General features: G+C 31.3%; 18 protein-coding genes. 9 read left to right on the top strand and 9 right to left on the bottom strand.

The annotated features are described in order from the left end of the window. The first annotated feature begins 110 nt into the window (after positions 1-110). A complete protein-coding gene (locus ACH5TX_RS13980) occupies positions 111-914 on the top strand; it encodes a THC0290_0291 family protein (RefSeq protein ID WP_439340117.1) in 804 nt (267 codons plus the stop codon). 131 nt (positions 915-1045) lie between these two features. Then, positions 1046-1765, top strand: a complete 720-nt coding sequence (locus tag ACH5TX_RS13975; protein ID WP_439340116.1) for a DUF3298 and DUF4163 domain-containing protein — start codon at positions 1046-1048, stop codon at positions 1763-1765. Here the strand turns inward: ACH5TX_RS13975 and ACH5TX_RS13970 are convergent. Next, complete coding sequence (locus tag ACH5TX_RS13970) at positions 1742-2206, bottom strand: DinB family protein (RefSeq protein WP_439340115.1); 465 nt, start codon at positions 2204-2206, stop codon at positions 1742-1744. The two genes, ACH5TX_RS13975 and ACH5TX_RS13970, sit on opposite strands and share 24 nt — an antisense overlap. A 90-nt stretch (positions 2207-2296) precedes the next feature. Between ACH5TX_RS13970 and ACH5TX_RS13965 the strand changes: the two genes are divergently transcribed. Then, positions 2297-2647: an arsenate reductase family protein gene (locus ACH5TX_RS13965; protein ID WP_439340114.1), complete on the top strand. Its 351-nt coding sequence runs from the start codon at positions 2297-2299 to the stop codon at positions 2645-2647. A gap of 210 nt (positions 2648-2857) precedes the next feature. Continuing rightward, positions 2858-4534 carry a GH35 family beta-galactosidase gene (locus ACH5TX_RS13960; RefSeq protein ID WP_439340113.1) on the top strand — a complete coding sequence of 559 codons (1677 nt, stop codon included), beginning with the start codon at positions 2858-2860 and terminating at the stop codon, positions 4532-4534. Positions 4535-4618: 84 nt separating this feature from the next. On the opposite strand, the gene ACH5TX_RS13955 is transcribed toward ACH5TX_RS13960, so the two are convergent. From ACH5TX_RS13955 to ACH5TX_RS13935, 5 genes are read right to left on the bottom strand one after another with little or no spacing between them, the layout of a single operon-like run. Next, positions 4619-5638 (bottom strand): glycoside hydrolase family 43 protein, encoded by a 1020-nt coding sequence (locus tag ACH5TX_RS13955; RefSeq protein WP_439340112.1) that lies wholly within the window; start codon positions 5636-5638, stop codon positions 4619-4621. Positions 5639-5650: 12 nt separating this feature from the next. Beyond that, positions 5651-7105, bottom strand: a complete 1455-nt coding sequence (locus ACH5TX_RS13950) for an MFS transporter (protein ID WP_439340111.1) — start codon at positions 7103-7105, stop codon at positions 5651-5653. Between the two features lie 5 nt (positions 7106-7110). Next, on the bottom strand, positions 7111-8247 hold the full coding sequence (locus ACH5TX_RS13945; RefSeq protein WP_439340110.1) for an endo-1,4-beta-xylanase: 1137 nt from the start codon (positions 8245-8247) through the stop codon (positions 7111-7113). A 13-nt stretch (positions 8248-8260) separates the two neighbouring features. Further along, positions 8261-9391: an endo-1,4-beta-xylanase gene (locus ACH5TX_RS13940; protein ID WP_439340109.1), complete on the bottom strand. Its 1131-nt coding sequence runs from the start codon at positions 9389-9391 to the stop codon at positions 8261-8263. Between the two features lie 44 nt (positions 9392-9435). After that, complete coding sequence (locus ACH5TX_RS13935) at positions 9436-11604, bottom strand: alpha-glucuronidase family glycosyl hydrolase (protein ID WP_439340108.1); 2169 nt, start codon at positions 11602-11604, stop codon at positions 9436-9438. A 225-nt stretch (positions 11605-11829) separates the two neighbouring features. Here ACH5TX_RS13935 and ACH5TX_RS13930 point away from each other — a divergent pair, with 225 nt between their 5' ends. Beyond that, entirely contained in the window at positions 11830-14097 is a 2268-nt protein-coding gene (locus ACH5TX_RS13930) for a glycoside hydrolase family 3 C-terminal domain-containing protein (RefSeq protein WP_439340107.1), read from the top strand. Positions 14098-14106: 9 nt separating this feature from the next. Next, the gene (locus ACH5TX_RS13925; RefSeq protein WP_439340106.1) at positions 14107-16053 is read left to right on the top strand and encodes a sialate O-acetylesterase; all 1947 of its coding nucleotides are present in this window, start codon (positions 14107-14109) and stop codon (positions 16051-16053) included. A 71-nt stretch (positions 16054-16124) separates the two neighbouring features. Here ACH5TX_RS13925 and ACH5TX_RS13920 read toward each other — a convergent pair whose 3' ends face one another. Then, positions 16125-17156, bottom strand: coding sequence for a LacI family DNA-binding transcriptional regulator (locus tag ACH5TX_RS13920; protein WP_439340105.1), 1032 nt, complete (start codon positions 17154-17156; stop codon positions 16125-16127). Between the two features lie 83 nt (positions 17157-17239). Here ACH5TX_RS13920 and ACH5TX_RS13915 point away from each other — a divergent pair, with 83 nt between their 5' ends. Continuing rightward, positions 17240-18976 (top strand): glycoside hydrolase family 43 protein, encoded by a 1737-nt coding sequence (locus ACH5TX_RS13915; RefSeq protein WP_439340104.1) that lies wholly within the window; start codon positions 17240-17242, stop codon positions 18974-18976. Between the two features lie 118 nt (positions 18977-19094). Here ACH5TX_RS13915 and ACH5TX_RS13910 read toward each other — a convergent pair whose 3' ends face one another. Further along, the gene (locus ACH5TX_RS13910; RefSeq protein ID WP_439340103.1) at positions 19095-21794 is read right to left on the bottom strand and encodes a LamG-like jellyroll fold domain-containing protein; all 2700 of its coding nucleotides are present in this window, start codon (positions 21792-21794) and stop codon (positions 19095-19097) included. Positions 21795-21856: 62 nt separating this feature from the next. Further along, on the bottom strand, positions 21857-21979 hold the full coding sequence (locus ACH5TX_RS13905) for a hypothetical protein (RefSeq protein ID WP_439340102.1): 123 nt from the start codon (positions 21977-21979) through the stop codon (positions 21857-21859). Positions 21980-22282: 303 nt separating this feature from the next. Here ACH5TX_RS13905 and ACH5TX_RS13900 point away from each other — a divergent pair, with 303 nt between their 5' ends. Further along, on the top strand, positions 22283-22867 hold the full coding sequence (locus ACH5TX_RS13900; RefSeq protein WP_439340101.1) for a hypothetical protein: 585 nt from the start codon (positions 22283-22285) through the stop codon (positions 22865-22867). A gap of 22 nt (positions 22868-22889) precedes the next feature. After that, complete coding sequence (locus ACH5TX_RS13895; protein WP_439340100.1) at positions 22890-23483, top strand: hypothetical protein; 594 nt, start codon at positions 22890-22892, stop codon at positions 23481-23483. Positions 23484-23564 lie beyond the last annotated feature (81 nt).

The following is a 23564-nucleotide window of genomic DNA, read 5'->3' as shown; positions in this document are numbered from 1 at the left end:
AATTCGCAATATTTTTTTAGAAATATTTACCGAAATTTACAGATATTTGTTTGTTAATCCACTTTTTATATATTTGTTATTAATAATGCCTCAAAAAAACAAAACCTTATATGTTTAAATTGAAACATTTAGCTTTAGCTTTTTGTATCCTTATCACCTCTCAAACAGCAAATGCTCAGTTAGGTTTTTCACATGAAATAGGTGTTGTAGCTGGCCCAGTACAGTTTCGTTCAGATTATGGAAATCGTGATGATACTGAAACCAATTTTGGAAATTCTGGCTTTGGGATTGGTATTGTTCATTATATAAACTTCGCTTACAGAGCAGATTGTAATTGTTATACCACTGACACATATTTTAATGATCATTTTAAATTAAGAAATGAAATATCATTCAACAAGACCAATTTAGAACATTTAGGCAAATGGGTTGATCCAAGTAGAAATACTATTGAAGCAAATCAATTAAGAGGTCATACAGGTCAAGCTAATAATTTAGATATTGGTACTCAGTTAGAGTTTTTTCCATTTAGTATCCGTTCGTTTCAGTCATTTGGATATAGAATTGCTCCTTATATAAGTCTAGGTGTGCATTATACATCATACAGTCCTAAAGTCGAAACCAATTATAACAATCCGGATCCACTTGCTTATGGAGATGTAACAGATCCTAGTAATTTTTATTCGGGATGGGATCCTGGATCTGTAGATGTCTCTCCTGGAAGCACATGGTCTGTTGTAAGCAGTATAGGAATTAGATACAAACTTAATAAGTTATCTGATTTAATGCTTGATTTAAGAGGACAATATTACTTTAGTGATTGGGTAGATGGTCTTAATCATCAGTTAGAATACAATAAAAATAACGATTGGTTAGTATGGCTAAATGTGGGGTACATTTATTATTTAAATTAATTTAAATACATCTAATTTTATTACTGTTTTTCTTTCTTGTTTATCTAACGAATTTTAACAAATTCAATTCATATTTAATTCGGTATATTCAAATGCAATAATTACCTTTAAGTCTAGTTAACAAAACAGCTATGCTTAATAAAAACCTTATTCTTGTCTTTTGTTTTTTCTTGCTTTTTTTCAATTGTAACAAAGACATAAAAACTACATTTTCAGACGTAACTATTTCAACTAACAATAATGATATTGTTGAAATTACTATTCCTAAGGCTTATGGAAATGAAACCATCATAAGTCAAATAAATTCTGAAATAAACAAAACAGTTGTAACGACTTTATATATAGGAGAATCAGATAGTGTACCGCATATTTCTATTGAAGAAAGTATTACAAATTTCAATAAAGAATATCAATCATTTAAAACTAATTTCTCTGAAAGCACACAAATATGGGAAGCGCAAATAGATGGTGAAATACTATACCAGTCGCCTAAAATTATGAGCATAGCACTAACGTCTTATATAAACACAGGCGGAGCTCATGGTAATTTAAACATCTCTTTTTTAAATTTTAATAGTGAAACAGGTAATTTAATTCACAATAAAGATTTATTAAAAAATAGTGATGCTTTTAAAGAAATAGCAAAAACGTATTTAGCTGAAGCAATAGATAACGATATGCTTTTTGATTTTGAAAACTTTCAATTACCTGCAAATATAGCCTATAATGAAGAAGGCCTTATTTTGCTTTACAACACCTATGAAATTGCGCCTTACTCATCAGGGATTTTAGAATTTACAATCCCTTTTGAAAAAGTAAGTAGTTTTTTAGTTTTTAACAGCTCTTACTAAAGCTAAAACATAACCAAGGTGCATCCCTTCATGAAACAATATAAATTGCAATGCATCATCAATATTTTTTAATGTATTACCTGTTGTAGAAACTGTATACTCTTGGTAATTTTTAAAAGCGCCATTTTTATAATCGGCTTCTAATTTTTCAATAGAAGAAAATAACAAGTCTTTAATTTCATCAACTTCTTCTTGAGAAACAAAGCCTTCTGGCTTACTATCTTTTCTATATTTATTAATTAAATCATCACTTGCAGCCATTGGCAAACCAGATAATTTATAGGCTAATAATTGTTGAGTAACCATTATATGCCCAATATTCCAAATGATATTATTATTAAATCCTTCAGGAATTTTATTTAAATCCTCTAAAGAATTGTTTTCAAGATATTTCTTTGAAAAAACGCGAATGTTAGATAATACGTCGAAAGTAAATTGCATGTCTTTATTTTTTCGATAAATATACTTTTAAATGCTATAATTCCTTTTATTTTGCATAAAATTTTTATTAACTCATTAAGAAATAAACACATGAAAAAAGTATATTACCTAAAAACTTGTAGCACCTGTATTCGAATTTTAAAGGAATTAAATCTTTCTTCTGATTTTATTCTTCAAGATATTAAAACGGAAAGCATTACCGTTAAACAACTAGAACACATGGAAAGTCTTGCGGGTAGTTACGAAGCTCTTTTTAGTAAACGTTCTAAACTTTACAAAGAAATGGATTTGAAAAACCAAGAACTTACTGAACGTGATTTTAAACATTACATTTTAGAACATTATACTTTTTTAAGTCGTCCAGTTATAATAATTGATGATGTTATTTTTATTGGAAATTCTAAAAAAGTAGTAGAAGCAGCTAAACAACATATTGGATAAGCATAGGTAACAAATCCCAATTTTATCTAAAAATAGAATTTTATTTTAATTCAATTATGCTATAAACCCTATACAGAACTAGAAAAACATTTAACGCAACCGATTGCTTTAATTAAAATTTATTTACTATTTTTGACTAGTAGTCATTTCTATAATTAAAACACCAACTAGAAGTATAATAGCTTCTTAACCAACTAAACTATCAAACAAATGAATAAGACACTTAACCTTTGTTTACTTCTATTCATATTAAGCATACAACTTTGTAAGGCACAAACACCTTTTTTAAAGAAAAGCAATAACACAACTCAATTAATAGTAGACAATAAGCCTTATATAATTCTTGGTGGAGAACTGGGAAATTCTACAGCAACTAGTATGGCTAATATGGAATCTGTATGGCCAAAGCTAAAAGCATTGAATTTAAATACCGTTTTAGTACCTGTTTATTGGGAATTAATTGAAGAAGAACAAGGTAAATTTGATTTTTCATTAATAGAACAATTAATAGCTGAAGCTAGAAATAGCAATTTAAAAATAGTATTCCTCTGGTTTGCTTCTTGGAAAAATAGTATGTCTAGTCACGCTCCAGAATGGGTAAAACTAAATCAAAAAAAATATCCTAGAGTTAAAGACGATAAAAATATAAGTCAAGAAATTTTAACACCTTTTAGTGTCAATAATTTGAATGCAGATTTAGTTGCTTTTGAAAACTTTATGCGTTTTATAAAAGATTTTGATAGTAAAGAGCATACCACTATTATGGTACAAGTTGAAAACGAAATAGGCATGTTACCAACCGCTAGAGATTACCATCCTTTAGCAAACGAAGCCTTTAAAAAAGAGGTGCCTAAAGCATTAATTTCCTATTTACAGAAAAACAAAACTAAACTTGTTCCAGAGTTTTATGCTGTTTGGGAAAAACAAGGCTTTAAAACCTCTGGAAACTGGGAAACTATTTTTGGAAAAGGATTACATACCGATGAAATTTTTATGGCATGGTATTTTTCAAAATTCACTAATAAAATTACAAAAGCAGGTAAAGCTATATATCCGTTACCAATGTATGTTAATGCGGCATTAAATAGCTCTAAAAAAATACCGGGTAATTATCCTAGTGCTGGACCATTACCTCATATTATTGATGTTTGGAAAGCTGCGGGACCTGATATAGATTTTTACTCTCCAGATTATTATAATCCAGATTTCAAACATTGGAACGATTTATACACACGCCAAGGCAATCCATTATTTATTCCAGAACATCGATTTGATGATACCGTAGCAGCAAAGGCGATGTATGCTATTGGGCATTATGAGGCTATGGGCTTTTGTCCTTTTTCAGTGGAATCTAAAGACATAATTACAGCTGAAAATATGGGTGATACTGGTTTTTCAGATGTTTCTAATAACAACTCTATTACTACCGAGCCACTTGCTAAAATGTATGATTTAATAAATCAATTGACTCCCGTAATAAGTGACAAGAAAAAAATAAAAAACATTGATGCTGTTTTATTAAACAAGGAAAATTCTGAGACCAAAATTGTTATGGGTCAATATGAATTTACCTTACGCCATGATTATACCTTAAACTGGTCTCCCAATGCAAAAGATGATAGCTGGCCTTTTACTAGTGTGGTTTTAATTGAAACCGAAAAAGGCGAATTCTTTATTGCTGGTTCTGGTGTTGTGGTTACTTGTAAGAATGCTAAAAATCCCTCGCTAAATACAGGTATTCTTTCTGATGAAGAAGGTTATTTTAAAAACAATAAATGGATAGTATCTAGATATTTAAATGGCGATCAAACGCATCAAGGAAGACATATTCGTATTCCTTTTGACACGTATAGTATTCAAAAATTTGAGCTTTATACTTATAAATGAATTAGACTTTACATATTAATAAATAGAAAAAGGGTTTTATTATTTTATAATAAAACCCTTTTTTATAAAGCTATTAAATATATATTATTCTTTATAAGGGTCTAAGGTATTAATTGTTCCATCATCATTATAAGTAATCTCAGCAACCTTTACAGATCTTAAGTGTGTTACACCTTTAGACAGACTAGAGTCATGATAAAACAAGTACCACTTCCCTTCTACTTCGCAAATAGAATGATGTGATGTCCAACCTACAACAGGGTTTAAAATTCTGCCTGTATAAGTAAATGGCCCATAAGGACTATCGCCAATGGCGTAACAAATAAAGTGAGTATCGCCTGTTGAATACGAGAAATAGTATTTTCCTTTATATTTATGTAACCAAGAAGCCTCGAAAAAACGACGGTCATTATCTCCTTCTAGCAGCAATTTGCTATTTTCATCTAAAATTTGAACTTCTTTTACGTCTTCAGCAAATTCTAATAAATCATCTGTTAATTTAGCAACCAAAGGCAATAATGCAGGTTCCTCTGGTTTAGGCAACTCATTTTTTTCATTATAAATATTATTACGGAATTTTTGAAGTTGACCACCCCAAATACCTCCAAAATACATATAATAACTACCATCTTCATCTTCAAAAACAGCAGGATCGATACTGTAACTCCCTTTTATGGCTAATGGTTCAGCTTTAAAAGGTCCTATTGGAGAATCTCCAACAGCAACACCTATTTGAAAAATGCCTTCTTTATTTCTAGCAGGAAAAAACAAGTAATATTTTCCGTCTTTATGTGCTGCATCTGGAGCCCACATTTGTCTTTCTGCCCATGCTACATCTTTTACATGTAAAGCAACACCATTATCTACGGCATCACTATCAATAGAATCCATAGAAATAACATGATAATCTTCCATACCAAAATGGTCACCATTATCATTAAAAGGGATTCCTGCATCAATATCGTGCGATGGATAAATATAAATCTTACCATTAAAAACATGTGCAGACGGATCTGCAGTAAACATATGTGTAACTAATGGTTGAGAAATAGCTTTCTTATTTAATTCATTAAAATCAATTTCTTCAATACTATCTTCTGGCATAATTATATTCTTTTAATTTCTTCTTTCTTTTAAATCACTTTCTATTTGTACTTCCATTTTCTTATTAATTTCATAAAGAAATAACAAGCCTATACATATTAAAAATGGAATTGCAGGATATATACTTACTAACATTTTTGTTCCCTGAATAACTGTATCTGGTTGCGTAATTACTTCTCCAGCAATTGCAGCCTCTTTTGTTACATAACCATACAAACCTAGAATCCAGGTTAACAAAGCACTTCCTATACTTAAACCGCCTTTTAAACCCACCATCATTGCAGAAAAAATAATAGCTGTTGCTCTACGGTTATTTTTCCATTCAGAATAATCGGCCACATCGGCAATCATTGCCCATAATAGCGGAATAGTAAGACCATAGAAAAAACCATGTAATATTTGTGAAACAAAGATTAATTCTACAGATTCGGCAGAGAAAAAATAAAAGGCTATAATAAACAGGGTTGAAATAAATAGAGCCACTCTAAAAACATCTCTTTTTCCGTACTTGTCTGCATATCTTTTTGAAAGTGTTATACCAACAATCATAAAAATAATACCTCCTGCATTAAATAATCCAAATCCAGCTGATACAGGATTTTCACCAAAGAAATTAATTCCAACAGATGACAGAAAATCTAAAATAGGTTGAATAAAATGTGTTAACTTTTCTTCACTAACATAATTCTCAAAATAGTAAACATACGAGCCTCCCTTCATAGCAAGTGTTACAAAAACTAATGTTGTAACAATAAGAATGATAACCCATGGTTTGTTTTTAAATAAATCGCCTAAATCTTCAGTAATACTCGATTTTTGTTCTGGTTTTGGAACAATACGTTCTTTGGTAGTTAAAAATGTAATTATTAACATAATAGTCCCTATAATAGCTAACCATGTCATTACAATTTCAATCCCCACAGCTTTATCGCCTCCTCCTGCAGATTCAATAATTGGTAACATAAATACTTGCACAAAAAATTGCGCAAACATTACGGCTACAAAACGATAAGATGACAAACTATTTCTATCTGCCATATCACCTGTAATCACACCGCTTAAAGCAGAATACGGTAAATTATTAGCAGCATATAATAGCAATAATAACGTGTATGTTACTACGGCATAAATTACTTTTCCTTTGTATTCAAAATCAGGTGTACTAAAAGCCAATAAAGCAATAACACCAAGCGGAATCGCAGTCCATAAAATCCAAGGCCTAAATTTTCCCCATTTAGAATTTGTCCTATCTGCAATAGCACCAATTATTGGATTAAAACCAAAGGCAGCAATAAGTCCTACCGTTAACATAATGGCTGAAGCATGATTTGCTTCAAGACCATAAATGTCGGTATAAAAATATGCCAAATAGGTCATTAATGTTTGGAAGACTAAATTGGCAGCAAGATCTCCTAAGCTATATCCAATTTTTTCTTTAATTGATAATTTCTGTGAATTAGAATTCATGCTGTTTAGTTATTTGGCTTTAGATTATATTTTTTTAAAGCAATAATGCTATCGTAAGCTTCTTTGGGTTTACCTTTTCTATCGAAAAGCAATGGGTAATTTATTCTTCCTTTTATAGGCCAATTGTTAAGCCAAGTTTGAGCATCATTTACACCCCAAAAGGTGACTCTACTAATTTTATCTTGATGCTTTAAGAATAGCTTAAAAATGTCTTGATATCTATTAGCTAGTTTAGTTTTAATAGAATCTGGTAGTTTTTCGGGATACGGATTCATTTTCTCATCACCTTCAAAATTTTGACTTACTTCTGCACCTACTAAATCCCAAGGGTTTGGCAATACGGTAATATCTAATTCTGTAACGGCTACTTGTATTCCTAAGGCAGCATATTCTAAAATACTCGTTTCAATCTCTTCTATTGAAGGACCATTTAAACTCCAATGCCCTTGCATACCAACACCATCAATCTTTACTCCTTTATTTTGAAGATTTTTTATCAATGCAATAGCTCCTTTTCTTTTAGCTGCACTGGTCATATTATAATCGTTATAATATAATGCTGTAGTTGAATCTACTTCTGAAGCTGTTTTAAAAGCTAGAGCTAAATAGTCTTCACCTAAAGCATCAAGAAACACCGTTTTTCGTAAAGAACCATCTTCATTTAAAGCTTCATTAACAACATCCCAAGAAGCTATTTTTCCTTTGTATTTACCAACAATTGTTTCAATATGATGTTTCATAACAGATGTCATTTCTGTACTATCTGTTATTTTTGAAAACCATGGAGATAACTGACTGTGCCAAATTAATGTATGACCATGAATATGCATATTATGCTTTTCCCCAAAGGCAACATATTTATCAGCCAACCTAAAATCAAAAGTGTTTTCTGTTGGATGAATAAACTTAGATTTCATAATATTTTCAGCCGTAATACTATTGAATTCTTTGGCAATTAAAGCAGTCACTATAGAATCTGATTCCATTATTTGAATAGAATCAAGAGCTGCACCTATATAAAAACTATCTTTATAAGCGTTATTTAAACTAGGTTTGATTGTTTTTTCTTCAATATTTTTTTTACAGCTATTTACTAACAGTAATATAGATATAACAGCTAAAAAGAGTTTTATTATTTTCATTTTTATGCTAATATTAATTAGTTAAGCCATCTAAAAAGCCAAAATAAGCCGGTTTATAGTTATAATCTGAATCGAATAATAAAGGCCATTCGTTTTGATTATTATGAAAATCTAACAGCCAACTATCGGTATCTCTCATACCCCAAAATGTAATTCCAAATTGTTGTGCTTCTGGAATCGTTTTATATATAATTGCAACTTGTTTATATCTTTCTTTTTGAGCATTAGACCTTGCTGTGGTTAAACTAGTTAAAACTTTATCTTTATTTACAGTCATATCTACTTCAGAAAAATGGATTAAAAGCCCCGTATCTGCTAATTTAGTTACATTCGATTTTAAGGATTCTAAATTAGGATACTGATAATCTATATGCATTTGCAGGCCAATGCCATCAACGGGTACTGAATTTGCTTTAAAATCATTAACCATATTTATAACTTTATCTGCTTTAGAACTATCGCTACATAGGTTATAATCGTTATAAAACAACTTCACTTTATCATCGGCTTCACGTGCCCATTTAAAACATTTTTCAACATAATCAGGCCCAATTCTTTTATAAAAAGGAGCGGCTTCTGCATCTGAAGTAAATGCTTCGTTAACCACATCCCAACTTTCAACAACAGGAGTACCGTCGGCAAAAGTTGCTTCAGCAAAATGAGATACTGCAGCTTTAATATAGGCTTCTACATGCGCTTCAAACTCAGTATCCGTCCCTGCAAAATTTTCTAACCAATCTGGAATAGCATATGAAGGATGCCAAATTAATGTATGCCCATGAACCCGTAATCCGTTTTCTTTTGCATAAGTAACAATAGCATCTCCTGAACTCCAATCATAAGTATCAGGAGCTATAAAAAATTTATACATTTTCATATCATTACCAGCAGTAATACTATTAAATTCTTTGTTTAACAAAGTTTTAAAATCAAAATCACTACTAGATGATAATTGACTTGCTGAAACAATATTTCCAATAGGAAAATTAGCAGCTTCCTGTAATGTTGTTGTAGGTGTTGTAGGATCGGGAGTTGGTGTTGTAGGTGTTGGTTTTTCAGATACTTCAGGATCATCTCCTGATTTACTACAAGCTAAAAAAAAGACTAAAACAACTAGCACAGTCCATTTTATTATTTTACTCATATTTTTTTAATTGTTTTAAGTTTTAAATAAGTCTCATTTAGTATTTAATTTCCAGGGGCAAAAGGAAAATTTAAAGATTCAAAATAGTCTAATGTTTGTGTGGGTTTTTGAACGCCTTTGGGCAGTTCCTTTTTAGAGAACTGTTGAAAATATAATAAGCAAGCATCTCGCCACCATTTAGCTTCTTTATATTGAATGTTTAATAACATTTTTATTTCTTCAAAACGTTGATGATCAACACAACCTTGTTGCATATCCCACGTTTTAACCATAGATTCTACTTGATTTACACCTTCTTGATATTTTAATGCTATCCCATTCCATAGGGTTTCACCATTCTTCAATTTATAATCCCATGAAGGGTGATGAAACCATAATAAATATTCTTCTGGACAAGTTTCAATATTATTAAATATACTTGCAACTTGAGGTGCGTATTGTGCCGTTGCTTTACTTCCTGTTAGAGTTCTATCAAAACCAATACCGTCATTATCTGCTTTATGGTAATAAACAGGATTCCATTCTGGTCTTGATAAATTAGAAACCCAAGGTCCAGGACCATAATGATGACCTGTTGCCATAATATGATGCAAACCTAAAGGTGTCATATAATTAACAACAGCTTCTCTAGAATTAAGCAGCATCTCTTCTACAGGTATCACAAAATCTTCATTATTAGTAAATGTTTCACGTATCCATTCATTTGCGATATCTTCAGATTTCAAATATGGATTCCATGCTAATCGCCCAAAGCCATACCAATTGGCTTGCAAAAATACATGTCCCGTCCAATTTCTATCACTTCCAATATTGCTAACTCCAGCAATACCAGTTAGTTTTTTATTATTAAGTGTGCCTTCAATAACTTTAGCAATTGTAGACCCTTTTCCTTTTCTATAGGTATCTGATTGCAAAACCTCTTCATATAATTTTGGAAGAAACACAGCATGTGTACTTTGCCCTAAATACTCTTGTGTTATTTGAAACTCCATCATTAAAGGTGTTTTATGCATGGCTCCAAACATAGGGTGAAAAGGTTCTCTAGGTTGAAAATCGATGGCTCCATTTTTTACTTGAACAAGTACATTGTCTTTAAATTGTCCATCATAAGGCACAAACTCAGCGTATGCCTGTTTTGCTCTATCGGTTACATCGTGTTCTGAATACACAAAGGCTCTCCACATAACAATGCCTCCAAAAGGCGCTAAAGCTTCTGCCATCATATTAGCACCATCTACATGATTTCTATCGTAATTTTGCGGTCCTGGTTGCCCTTCAGAATTTGCTTTTACCAAAAAGCCACCAAAATTAGGTATTGCTTTATAGATTTCGGCTGTTTTATCTTGCCACCATTTAATCACATTAATATCTAATGGATCGGCCGTTTGTAATCCTCCTATTTCAATAGGTGCAGAAAAGCGAGCCGTGAGATATACTTTTATTCCGTAAGGTCTAAAAACATTTGCCAAAGCCTTTACTTTATCTAAATATTGAGACGTTAATATTAAAGCATTAGCATTTACATTATTTAAAACAGTTCCATTAATTCCTATAGATGCGTTAGCTCGAGCATAATCTATATAACGTTGGTCTATATAATCTGGTAAGCGGTGCCAATCCCAAATTGAGGATCCCGAATACCCTCTTTCTACCGTTCTATCTAAATTATCCCAATGGTTTAAAACTCTAATTTTAAGCTTTGGTGAATCGGCAATGCTTAAATTTTCAATAGATTGATGGGTTTGTATCAATCTTAAAAAATGATATACACCGTATAAAACACCAACATCCGTTTTTCCTGTTATTACGAGCTGTTTTTTATCTTTTACAGAAAAAGATTTAATAATGAATCCTTCATTATTTATTTGATTGAATTCATCTTCTAAAAGTTGAATAACATCTTGACTTAAGTTTTCTTTATTACCAAAAACCAAACTGTTTTTTATGTTTTCACTTTTAATTAGCAAACACTTCGATCCAAGCATGCCATTTAATCCTAATTCTAATTCATTTAAAGCTATTTCAATCGTTTTTGAATCTCCTAAAGGAACTAGTTTTTGAATATTTGATTGATAAGAATGTCTTATATTTTCATTCTGAATAAAACTATATTGCATCCATAATTTATAACCATCGTTAGCAAACGCATTGAAACACAATAGAAATAAAAACAACAACACTAAATAATATTTTTTTAACTCTAATCTCTTCATAAAAATTAATTCAGCTATTCTTACAGTTATTTCCTTTTTTAAATAAAAATATACCCATAAATAAATATTTCACAATATCTACTATAATTAATTGTGAAGATAAGAAATATTATTTAATTTGCAATCGGTTGCGTAAAACTATAACAATCCATTTGAAAATAAAAATATTTGATAAATATTATGTATTTATCAAAACTTATAACTAAATAAACACCGCCAACTATCATGAGAAATTTAATACTAAATACCATAATTATCATCTTCTTTATTTGTGTCAGTTCTTGTGAAACCAAAAAAAACAATCTACCTGATGATAATATTAATATAGAAATTAAAAAAAATGATACGTTAGCTTTTTACAATACATCACTCTCTATAGATGAACGTGTTCAAGATTTAATATCAAGATTAACCCTTGAAGAAAAGATTGAGCAAATGATGAATGGTACGCCCGAAATTAAACGACTAAACATTCCTGCATATGATTATTGGAACGAAGCACTGCATGGTGTAGGTAGATCTTGTGCTGCAACCGTTTTTCCCCAAGCAATTGGTTTAGGAGCAACCTTTGATGCAGATTTAGCATTTAGAGTCTCTTCGGCAATTTCAGATGAAGCCAGAGCCATTTATAATGCTACAAATAAAAAAGGTTATCATAATAGATATAACGGCTTAACATTCTGGACACCTAATATCAATATTTTTAGAGATCCTCGTTGGGGTCGCGGACAAGAAACCTATGGAGAAGATCCTTATTTAACGTCTATTTTAGGAGTATCATTTGTAAAAGGTTTACAAGGAAATAATCCCAATTACTTAAAAACAGCTGCTTGTGCTAAACATTTTGCAGTTCACAGTGGGCCTGAAAAACTAAGACATGAATTTAATGCAAAAGTAAACCAGAAAGATTTATGGGAAACCTACCTACCCGCTTTCCAAGCTTTAATAGATGCTAATGTAGAAGCTGTTATGTGTGCTTACAATAGTACAAATGGTGAGCCGTGTTGTACTAATAATTATTTAATTACTGATGTCTTAAGAAACACATGGAATTTTAAAGGTCATGTAGTAACAGACTGTTGGGCTTTAGTTGATTTGCATAATCAAAAAAATGAAGGTGGGCATGGTCGCGTAAAAACGCCTGCTGAAGCTGCTGCCTTAGCTATAAAAAGTGGTATTAGTTTAAACTGTGGAGTTACATATACTGCTTTAGGTGATGCTATTAAAGAAGGGGTAATTACCGAAAAAGATATTGATGAACAACTAATCATTTTATTAAAAACACGTTTTAAATTAGGGCTTTTTGATACTAAGGGCAGTAATCCTTATGATGCTATTAAATTAGATGTTGTAAATAACGAAGCTCATAGAGCCTTATCTAAAGAAGTGGCTCAAAAAAGCATCGTGCTTTTAAAAAACAATGGAGTTTTACCTTTAAAAAAGGACCTTTCGAAATATTTTGTAACAGGTCCAAATGCTGCTAATATAGAAACTCTTTTAGGCAATTATTATGGAATAAATTCTAATATGGTAACTATTGTAGAAGGCATTAGTAATGCCATAAGCCCTACAAGTCAATTACAATTTAGATTAGGAACTATGCTTAACAAACCATCTATAAACCCTATAAACTATGCCACAGGTAACGCAGCAACTAGTGATGTTACTATTGCTGTATTGGGTGTTTCAAGTCAGTTAGAAGGCGAAGAAGGAGATTCTATTGATTCTAATACAGCTGGAGACCGTTTAGATTATAATTTACCTGAAAATCAAATTAATTATTTAAAAGAATTAAGAGAGACAGTTGACAAAAACCCTGATAACAAAAAACCAATTATAGCCATAATTACAGGAGGTAGCCCTATTAATCTTGCAGAAGTAGAAGCATTAACTGATGCTGTTTTATTTGTATGGTATCCTGGTGAAGAAGGCGGAACTGCTGTTGCCGATATTCTATTTGGAGATGTGTCTCCATCAGGAAGATTACCAATTACATTTCCAAAATCATTAGACCAATTGCCAGCCTTTGATGATTATGCAATGACAGGAAGAACTTACAAATACATGAATATAGATCCGCTTTATCCATTTGGTTTTGGGTTAAGTTACACTACTTTTAAATATAGCAATATTGAGGTATCATCTCCTACTATTTCAAAAGAAGAAAATCTTACCGTTGAAGTGTCTGTAACAAATACGGGGACTGTAAAATCTGATGAAATTGTACAAGTTTACATCTCAGATATTGAAGCATCCGTTCATGTTCCAAACTTTCAACTAATCAATACAAAACGCATTACACTAGAACCAGGAAGCTCTCAAAAAATAGCATTTGAGTTAACACCTAAAGATTTTGAAATTGTAAAAAATGACGGCACTAGAACTATTGAATCTGGTGCATTTAAAATTTATATAGGAGGTTCTAGCCCAATGAAACGAAGCTTTGAATTGGGTACTTCTAAAATGTCTGAAATTTTAGTTAACGTAAAATAATTTTTAAAAATGAATAAATTAAAAGTTTTAATTGTTGCCTTACTCTTAATTCAACCTTCTGGTTTAATTGCCCAAATTAAGCTACCTAGATTAATTAGTGATGGCGTTGTTTTACAAAGAGATACAAAAATTCCTTTATGGGGATGGGCGAGTCCAAATGAAAAAATAACCGTTCATTTCAATAATAAAAAATACAGAACCAAAGCTTCTAATGGAGGAACTTGGAGTTTAAAGCTTCCTAAAATGAAAGCTGGTGGCCCCTATGTAATGATGCTTTCTGGAAAAAATAGCATTGAAATAAAAGATATTTTAATTGGTGATGTTTGGCTTTGCTCTGGACAATCAAATATGGAACATCAATTATATAGACATGATGTTATTTATGCCAATGAAATTGCCACAGCTAATTATCCAGAAATACGCCATTATAAGGTTCCTAAAACCACGAGTATATCAGGTAAAAAAGAAGATTTAAAAGGTGGAAAATGGCAAAAAGCTATTGGAGAAGAAGTAAGACCTTTTTCGGCCGTTGCTTATTTTTTTGCTAAAAAAATATATAAAAAGTATCATATCCCTATTGGGCTCATTAATGCTAGTGTTGGAGGTACTCTTATTGAAGCTTGGATTTCAGAAGAAGGATTTAAAAACTATCCCAATATTCAAAAAATAATTGAAGAAAATAAAGATACGGTCTTTGTTAATAATCAAAAAATAGCGTTTCCAAATATACCAGTGTCTTCAAAAATAACAGACAAAGGTTTAATTGGAGAAAAGAAATGGTATGATGTAAATTTTACACCAAAAAAATGGCGACGCATTAATATTCCAGGATATTGGGAAGATCAAGGAATTAAAGATTTAAACGGTGTTGTTTGGTATCGTAAAGAAATAGACATTCCAGAATCTATGGTTGGCAAAAAAGCACGGGTTTTTCTTGGCAGAATTGTAGATGCTGATAAATTATACATTAACGGAGTACTGGTTGGTGAAACATCATACCAATACCCACAAAGACGATATACCGTTCCTGAAAACCTTTTAAAAGCTGGAAAAAACACGTTTGTTATTCGTGTTACCAATAACTCAGGCAAGGGTGGTTTTGTTACCAATAAACCCTATTATATTTTTACAGAAAAAGACACTGTCAATCTAAAAGGCTATTGGAGTTATAAGGTTGGAGATGTTTTTAAACCACAGAAGGTTACGTCTTCAAATGATAAAAAAGAAAAAATTAGAAAAATAAATTTACAGGACGAACCTACAGCCCTTTTTAATGCAATGGTTGCACCTTTTACTCAATATCCTTTAAAAGGGGTAATTTGGTATCAAGGTGAAAGTAATGGCTGGCACCCAAAAAAATACGAAGGCTATTTAAAAGCCTTAATAAACAATTGGAGGTATGAGTTTAATAATCCTGAATTACCTTTTATTTACGCACAGCTTCCAAATTTCATGGATGTATCTTATTTACCCTCTGAAAGTAGTTGGGCACAACTTAGAAAGTCTCAATTAAAAGCACTTGCTATCCCAAATACGGCAATGACTGTTAATATTGATTTAGGAGAATGGAATGATATTCATCCAGATAATAAAAAAGATGTAGGAGAGCGTATGGCTTTAGCTGGATTAAAATTAGCTTACGATGAAGACATAGTTTATTCTGGACCTATATACAAAGACCATGAAATACAAGGAAACAAAATAATGCTTTCATTCACGCATCTTGGTAGCGGATTAATTGCCAGTGATGGAGATGCATTAAGTGAATTTGCAATTGCTGGTGATGATAAAAACTTTGTTTGGGCAGAAGCTAAAATAGAAGATAATAAAGTAATTGTTTCTAGCGAAGATGTTCCAAATCCTAAATATGTACGTTATGCATGGGCAGACAACCCTGATAACCCTAATTTATACAACAAAGAAGGCTTACCAGCATCACCTTTTGAAACTGAATAAATATAATTTATAAAACAAAAAAATAGAATGACACTTACTGGCTACAGGTTTGTAAAATAGTAAGTGTTATTTTATTTCCTTAAAGAAGATTCTCTAACTACAACTTCAGTGTTTAGCACTCTTGTTTCTTTAACCTCAACTTTTTCTTTAGAGGTTAAAGTTTTTAAAATAATATCTGCTGAAGCTTGCCCCATTTTTGAGCCTGGATTTGTAATTGTTGACAAATGAGGTTCTATAATTTGTGAAATTGGGTCGTTATTAAAACCTATTACTGCTAAATCACCTGGCACGTTAATGCATCTTTTTTTTGCGCATTGTATGGCACTAACTCCTAAAATATCACCAGGAGCAAATATACCATCAGGCGGATTTTTTAAATCAAGTAGTTTGTTTGTTGCCTCGGCTGCCTCTTCTAAAGTTATTCCTTTAAGTTTAACTATAAGTTCGTCTTCAATAGGAAGATTAAATTCTTTTAAAGCAGCTAAATACCCCTTTTTTCTTTCGTAATAAATACTAAATTCCGAGCCTGCAGCCAGATGCGCTATTCGTTTACATCCTTGAGAAATAAGATGTTTCGTTGCTTTATAACCAGCATCATAATTATCAATTATAACTTTATATGTATTAAATTCTTCTTTTGGAACTCTGTCAACAAAAACCAAAGGTGTATTACTATCTATAAATAATTGAAAATGCGACGTATCTTTTGTTTCCATAGCTAAGGAACAAATAACACCACTAACCCTATTATTATATAATGACTTAACTAAGTCTACTTCGCCTTTATAAGAATCATGCGACTGAACAATAATAACATTATACCCTGCCTTTTTTGCTGTAATTTCAATACCACTAATTAATGATGAAAGAAAAGCTTGTTCAATAGTAGGAACTAAAACACCTATTGTTTTGGTTTTTTTATTTCGTAAACTAGCCGCTAGATTATTGGGGCGATATCCCATTTCTTCAGCCGTATTTTTAACTTTTTCAATAGTTTTTTTACTAATACTAGAATGATCTTTTAATGCTCTGGAAATAGTAGAAGTAGCTAAATTTAGTTTCTTTGCAATATCATATATAGTAACCTCTGTATGCTCTTTCATTTATATTCTAAAAAATTAATCAAATATACATCTTTTGAAGAAAAGATATTTTATATTTAAATTACCAATTAAACAAACAAGATATGCGCATTTTTTCTACTGGTTTTTTCAAAACTTTATCTATTCTAAGTTTATTAACTTTATTCTTTTCCTGTAAAAAAATTTCCAACTCTAAGCAATCGGTTGCAAGCAATGAATATACTACTTTTTTTTGGTTTAATTACCAAGGAAAAGATGACACATTCAAATCTATTTCTAAATCAGATGACAACTATTTAAACCCCATTTTATCGGGGTTCTATCCAGACCCAAGTATTTGCTATGCGAATAGTAAATTTTACCTCATAAACTCATCGTTTTCATACTTCCCTGGTATCCCTATTTTTGAAAGTACAGACCTTGTTAATTGGCAACAAATAGGACACGTTATTACACGTAAAGAACAAGCCGATTTTAGTGGTTTAAATGTATCTGAAGGTCTGTTTGCCCCAACTATTAGGTATCATGATGGTACGTTTTATGTTATTTGTACAAACGTTGCTGGAGGAGGCAACTTTATTGTAACAGCTAAAAACCCAGCAGGTCCATGGTCAGATCCTATATATTTACCTGAAGTTGAAGGCATAGACCCCGATCTGTTTTTTGATGATGATGGTAAAGTATACATTACCCATAATGGTGTTCCTCCAAATAATATTTCAAAACATGAAGGGCACCGCGCTATTTATATATTTGAATATGATCTTGAAAATGAAAAAGTTATTGGTAACTCTAAATTGATAGTAAATGGTGGTACTAGCATGGGCATAAAACCTGTTTGGATTGAAGCGCCTCACGTTTTTAAAAAAGACGGTTACTATTATTTAATTTGTGCACAAGGAGGCACAGGAAATAATCATTCTGAGGTGGTGTTTAGAAGTAAAGCTGTTTTTGGCCCTTATGTAAGTTATGAAAACAACCCGATATTAACACAGCGTCATTTAGATGCTAACCGATCAAACACTATTTCATCAACAGGACATGCCGATTTTGTAGAACTTCCTAATGGCGATTGGTGGACTGTATTTTTAGGTTGCAGACCGTACGAAGACGATTTGTATAATACAGGTAGAGAAACCTTTTTAATGCCCTTAATCTGGGAAAATGGTTGGCCAACAGTTGTTGGTGGCAAAAAACCGATACCCGTTTTACATAAAAAACCAAATTTACCAGCAGCACAAGAAACAACAACGCCTACAAGTGGTAATTTTGTATCTTATGATGGTTTTAATGAAGAGACCTTAGACTTTAAATGGAATTATATAAGAACGCCTATAGAAGCATGGTACAAACTAGATGGCGACAATTTACTTATAAAACCTAGAACAGAATCTATACATACAAAAACAAACTATTCGTTTATAGGAAGGCGACAACAGCATTTACAATTTAAAGCGTCTACAAAGCTTTCTTATACTGTTACAGATACTTTACAAACGGCAGGCTTGGTAGCATTTCAAAATGAAGATTTTTATTTATTAATTGGAAAACGTTTAAATAAAAATGGTAATCCCGAAGTGTTTATAGAAAAAAATGCTGGTCCTGTAGATGCTAGTAAACCTAATATTATTGCAAAAAAAGAACTTAACAAAAACACAGAAAACTTGTTTTTAAAAGTTGAAGGAGATAAACGTTTTTATAATTTTTATTACAAAACGCAAGAAGATGAACCTTGGGTGTTATTAGGTAATAAAATTGATGCTTCTATATTAAGTACAAATAAAGCAGGTGGTTTTGTTGGTACGTATTTAGGAATGTATACGTCTTTGAAGCATTTTTAAAAACAAATAAAACCAGACCATCACCCTTAAAAAAAACCAGAGAAGTTAACATCTCTGGTTTAATTTCATTATGGTTATATCACATTTTAATGAGACTCAAACATTAAAAAATCTCTTTCTAATCTGCTACTATTCTTAAATTCATATTTAAATTTTCTCCAAAAATATTGAGGATATAAATACCGGATAATTTTTTATTTGCAATATTTAAAACAAAATGACCGTTTTTATATACATTAAGTTTTTCTTTAATAATTACTTTACCTGTTACATCTTTTAAAGTTGTTGTTAAATAAGGTTTATTATAAGCAGGAATTTTTATGTTTATTTGATTATTAATAGGATTAGGATATACTTTAATATCATTTTTATTGTAATTAAACTCTTTACTACTTAAACTATTTTGATATAAAGTCGTTACATCTGAAGCACTTAACGCATGATTAAAGACTTTAAGTTCGTCTAATTTCCCTTTATAAGGCGCAGGGCTTGTACCGTTTAACAACTCCAGTTCACCTATGTTTCCTAAAATAAAATCGCTTACTTCAGCAATACCTGTAACCCCTGTTTCATCAAGATCTTTTATAAAAACCCCATTTAAATAAACTCGTAACTTATGTGCAGTTACATCTCTCATAACAACGACATGCTCCCAATTACCTGTAAAAAAAGGAGCCCCATCGCTTGATAATTCTTTTTTAGTCACATTGTCATCTACAGCAAAACGAAATTGACCGCCCTTAAACTCTATATTATATCGCTTACCTGTACTGCCTGTTGAAGTATTTGTACCAAAAGAACCTTTACATAATAAATAAACACTATTAGACCCTTGTGGCAATAAAGAAGGTGTCGCTTGCATCCAAAATGAAATACTAAAAGAACTTTCATCAAAATAGATTTGATCTTGATTAGAAATACTAACCATATAAGTCGCATCATTTGACGTTGAGAAATCTAACGCATTCCCTATTTTTCCTAAAACTCTGACACTTGCATTGTCAAAATTAGAGTCTAATATTCCATGATTTTCATAAGCTGTATTGTCTGTTACTTGTTGTCCGTCTAAAGGCGCTTCATTAAAGGGCCAATATCCTACCATTTTTTGAGGAACAACATCTGATGGTGCTAGTGGTGTTGTAACTGATTTTACTTCACTATATGCAGACGAATCGCTACTATTAGTAGCCTTAACTCGATAGTAATACTTAGTATTTGGCACTAAGCCTGTATCATTAAAACTCGTGCTATTCTCACCTAGTGTTCCTATAACAATAAAGTTACTACCATCTATTGAACGTTCTATAATGTTATTATCTTCGTTATTTGCAATATCACTCCAATTAACAGTTAATGAACTTGAAGGATTATCTGTAGAAACTAAATTAGTAAAATTGACATTTGATGGTGGAATAATAAATTCTGGTGGCGTCTCATTAACCAATCCATTTATATAAACTTCAATATTTAAATAAGGAGAATTTGTGATACTTACTGCTAAGGCATCAGAAGCATTATTTTTATTTAAACCATTATTATCTTCCCAAGCATCAGGCATACCATCATTATCTGTATCTAAAGGAGAGGGAGCTGCATATACATGACCTAAACCACCGTTAATAAATGGTAAATCGGTTTCTCTATAAACATAAAAAGCTTCAGTACCCTTTGATACTAAATTATCTATCATTAAGCTATCTACTTGGTCTCTCCTAGGATAAGACGCTCCTACATCTAGCACTACTTTATCAAAAGATTCTTGTGCCGTTAATGATGCGTTTTTAACAGGATAATCATAAGGAGATAATTGAAGACTAGAAACGTTACCTGTAGGATAGCCTGTTAAATCTTCTGAAACTAAAGTTCCATCTAATGTCCCATTTTTATTATTATCAAAATAATTACCAGAGCCATATAAAAAGAAATTGGAATTACCTCTATTAAAAGGTGTAGATAATGAGTTATTGGTATGAGGCCCACCAATAAAATAATTATTGATGATGTTTACTTCTGAAGTTCCTGCCGAATCACCTCCCATAATATAGGCGTCTCCTGATTCTGTATGCCCATATGTATTACCATAGTTTCCCCAATTATAAACCACATTATTTACAAACTCATTAATGCCTTTTACTTTTGGGTTACGAGTTTTATTACTTATATATAAATTTCCAATTAAACTTATTTTACCATCTGATGGTTGCATTAAACCTCCTGCTGAATGATTATGACGGTGTAATCCTTGGCCAATAATAGAATTTTGTATAGTTATATTATCGGGACTTGTGCCTTTTCCATCCCAATTAATAGAAAACACTTCGTCTGTTCCCCAAGTAACTGTCATATGATCAAAAATCATGTTAGCGCCATTTGATAAACCAGATGCATCTTGATTTTTAGCTCCTCCAACATAACGAATACGAATATATCGAGAAATAGTATTGCTTGCTCCAGTAAATGTTACTCTTGGACCCGCCAATACAATACCTTCTCCTGTGGCAGTTTGCCCTGCAATTGTAGTGTTTTTTGCTACTACAATTTGAGATTGCAAATTAATGATGCCTCCTACTTTAAATATAACAAAACGCCCTTCTTGACTAACAGCATCACGAAATGATCCTGCCCCACTATCGTTTAAATTGGTTACTAAATAAATTTGAGGGTTTACGTATCCTCTTGCCCCTGTAGTATACCTACCAAAACCAGTAGCTTCTGGAAATGCTAAAGTTTGGGCATTTAGGTTTTCTAACAATAAAGTTAATAAAAGGGTAATGACTATTTTAAATACGGCTTTTAATGATAAAGTTCTGTGTCTCATATATAAATTGAATTTCGCTTAGTTTAGTTTAAATAACAAATTTAAAAGTTACAGACTTTATTTTAACCTTCAACATTTACATTAGATATTTTTTCTGATGAGAAATATTCAATACCTGTTTTTCCGTTATCATATTCTTGTTGACCAAAGGGCAGCATTTTAAATACTAAAATAAAAATTTTCATAATTAAAATGGAACCCAAACTCATAATTAATACTTTTTTGGAATTCACTATTATTAAGCATTCTAAGCTATACCAATTTCATCTTCTGTAAAACCATAACTAGGTAAAGCGGAATTTAGACTGGTGAAATCTAAAGGCCAGAAATACATACAGGCTTTTGGAAAGCATTTGAGAAAATTAAGAAAGGATAGTAGTTTATCTCAAGAAGATTTAGCTAAATAAATTCCTGATTTAAAACTTCTAATTTCAACTACTTTACCTACATTAATTTTCTATATTTGATTATGAAATAAAGTTTCCTTTATGAAAAAACCTATACTATTAGTTTTATTAGCAACCTTTTCTTTATCTAACAACCTATTTTCACAAGACAAAACCTTTGGTTTAAAATTTGGTTATGGAATCTCTAATGCTTACGCACCAAATGGTGAGCTTATTTTATATACAGGTGGAGGTGCAGGACAAGGTAATGACTCCTTTGAATACACTTCAGGTTTTCAAGTAGGTATATCAAAACTCCTATTTTTTAAAAATGAAGAAAATTATCTTTCAATGAATGCAGAATACGTAACCAATGGGTACAAAGACAATATTTACACCATTGATTTAGACTATATTGAATTAAATACAACCATTATTAATGAGTTTGGCAGAAATTACAATTTATTTTTAGGGATTGGTGGCGGTTTAGCTTATTTAGTTAACCATAGTGAGGAAATTGATGCTAAAAACAAACTAGATATTAGGATGAACGTGATGCTTGGTTATAAATTATCTGATAATTTAAAACTGTATTTTCAAGGTAAGGCTGGCTGGATTGGATTATCAAAAGAAAACAAGATTAAAAGCTATATGCTAAGCTTAAACACTGAGTTTTTACTGTTTTAATTTATTACCTCAATTTTATCCAATGAAAAAAATATTTTTTATCTACTTCTTTCTTATAACCATTTCTTTTTTTGGTCAAACCATTGTTACTAATAATGCAACCGTATTTCTTAAAAACAACACTGTACTACAAGGTGAAATGAGAATGGGTCTTAAAGGACTTAGAATTAAACATAATTCCAAAAAATTCAAAGTTTATATGGGCAAAGAAATTGATAGTGTGCATATTTCTACTATAAATCACACACATAGATTTGTATACACCCCATTAAAATTCAACAAAGGGAAACATAAAGATTATAAGCTAATGCAACCTGTGTTTGAAGGTGATAAAATTACCCTCTATAATTATAATGAATCTGTATTTATGAGTAATGGATTTGGGATGTATGGAATGTCAGGTGGTAGTTTTAATTTTTTATATGCAATAAGAAATAATGAAAAAGTCCCTGTTAGAATTGCAAGTAGTTTTGGTTTCCATAAAGGTTTTAGAAAAGTTGCTCCAAAATATTTTAAGGATTGCCCAAAATTAGTTTCTAAAATAAATAATGATATTTATACTAAAGAAAACGTTTTGGAAGCTATAAAGTTTTACGAAAGCAATTGTAACAATTAATATTATTATGGGTAAAAAATTTTAGCTTATTTCTTCCGCTTACTAGGAATTTTTTGTGTTTTTAGAGTTATTGGAAACATA

This window comes from Thalassobellus citreus, from assembly GCF_044385915.1.
Taxonomy (GTDB): Bacteria; Bacteroidota; Bacteroidia; order Flavobacteriales; family Flavobacteriaceae; genus Thalassobellus; species Thalassobellus citreus.
Note: the sequence above shows the minus strand (reverse complement) of the source record. Positions and strands in the feature narration are given on the sequence as shown.

What these genes read in the sequence shown, in the direction of transcription:
- ACH5TX_RS13935 (WP_439340108.1), bottom strand. Translation starts at nt 11,604, where the DNA reads ATGAAGAGATTAGAGTTAAAAAAATATTATTTAGTGTTGTTGTTTTTA.
- ACH5TX_RS13955 (WP_439340112.1), bottom strand. Translation starts at nt 5,638, where the DNA reads ATGCCAGAAGATAGTATTGAAGAAATTGATTTTAATGAATTAAATAAG.
- ACH5TX_RS13970 (WP_439340115.1), bottom strand. Translation starts at nt 2,206, where the DNA reads ATGCAATTTACTTTCGACGTATTATCTAACATTCGCGTTTTTTCAAAG.
- ACH5TX_RS13975 (WP_439340116.1), top strand. Translation starts at nt 1,046, where the DNA reads ATGCTTAATAAAAACCTTATTCTTGTCTTTTGTTTTTTCTTGCTTTTT.
- ACH5TX_RS13945 (WP_439340110.1), bottom strand. Translation starts at nt 8,247, where the DNA reads ATGAAAATAATAAAACTCTTTTTAGCTGTTATATCTATATTACTGTTA.
- ACH5TX_RS13980 (WP_439340117.1), top strand. Translation starts at nt 111, where the DNA reads ATGTTTAAATTGAAACATTTAGCTTTAGCTTTTTGTATCCTTATCACC.
- ACH5TX_RS13960 (WP_439340113.1), top strand. Translation starts at nt 2,858, where the DNA reads ATGAATAAGACACTTAACCTTTGTTTACTTCTATTCATATTAAGCATA.
- ACH5TX_RS13925 (WP_439340106.1), top strand. Translation starts at nt 14,107, where the DNA reads ATGAATAAATTAAAAGTTTTAATTGTTGCCTTACTCTTAATTCAACCT.
- ACH5TX_RS13905 (WP_439340102.1), bottom strand. Translation starts at nt 21,979, where the DNA reads ATGAAAATTTTTATTTTAGTATTTAAAATGCTGCCCTTTGGTCAACAA.
- ACH5TX_RS13910 (WP_439340103.1), bottom strand. Translation starts at nt 21,794, where the DNA reads ATGAGACACAGAACTTTATCATTAAAAGCCGTATTTAAAATAGTCATT.
- ACH5TX_RS13965 (WP_439340114.1), top strand. Translation starts at nt 2,297, where the DNA reads ATGAAAAAAGTATATTACCTAAAAACTTGTAGCACCTGTATTCGAATT.
- ACH5TX_RS13900 (WP_439340101.1), top strand. Translation starts at nt 22,283, where the DNA reads ATGAAAAAACCTATACTATTAGTTTTATTAGCAACCTTTTCTTTATCT.
- ACH5TX_RS13895 (WP_439340100.1), top strand. Translation starts at nt 22,890, where the DNA reads ATGAAAAAAATATTTTTTATCTACTTCTTTCTTATAACCATTTCTTTT.
- ACH5TX_RS13930 (WP_439340107.1), top strand. Translation starts at nt 11,830, where the DNA reads ATGAGAAATTTAATACTAAATACCATAATTATCATCTTCTTTATTTGT.
- ACH5TX_RS13915 (WP_439340104.1), top strand. Translation starts at nt 17,240, where the DNA reads ATGCGCATTTTTTCTACTGGTTTTTTCAAAACTTTATCTATTCTAAGT.
- ACH5TX_RS13950 (WP_439340111.1), bottom strand. Translation starts at nt 7,105, where the DNA reads ATGAATTCTAATTCACAGAAATTATCAATTAAAGAAAAAATTGGATAT.
- ACH5TX_RS13940 (WP_439340109.1), bottom strand. Translation starts at nt 9,391, where the DNA reads ATGAGTAAAATAATAAAATGGACTGTGCTAGTTGTTTTAGTCTTTTTT.
- ACH5TX_RS13920 (WP_439340105.1), bottom strand. Translation starts at nt 17,156, where the DNA reads ATGAAAGAGCATACAGAGGTTACTATATATGATATTGCAAAGAAACTA.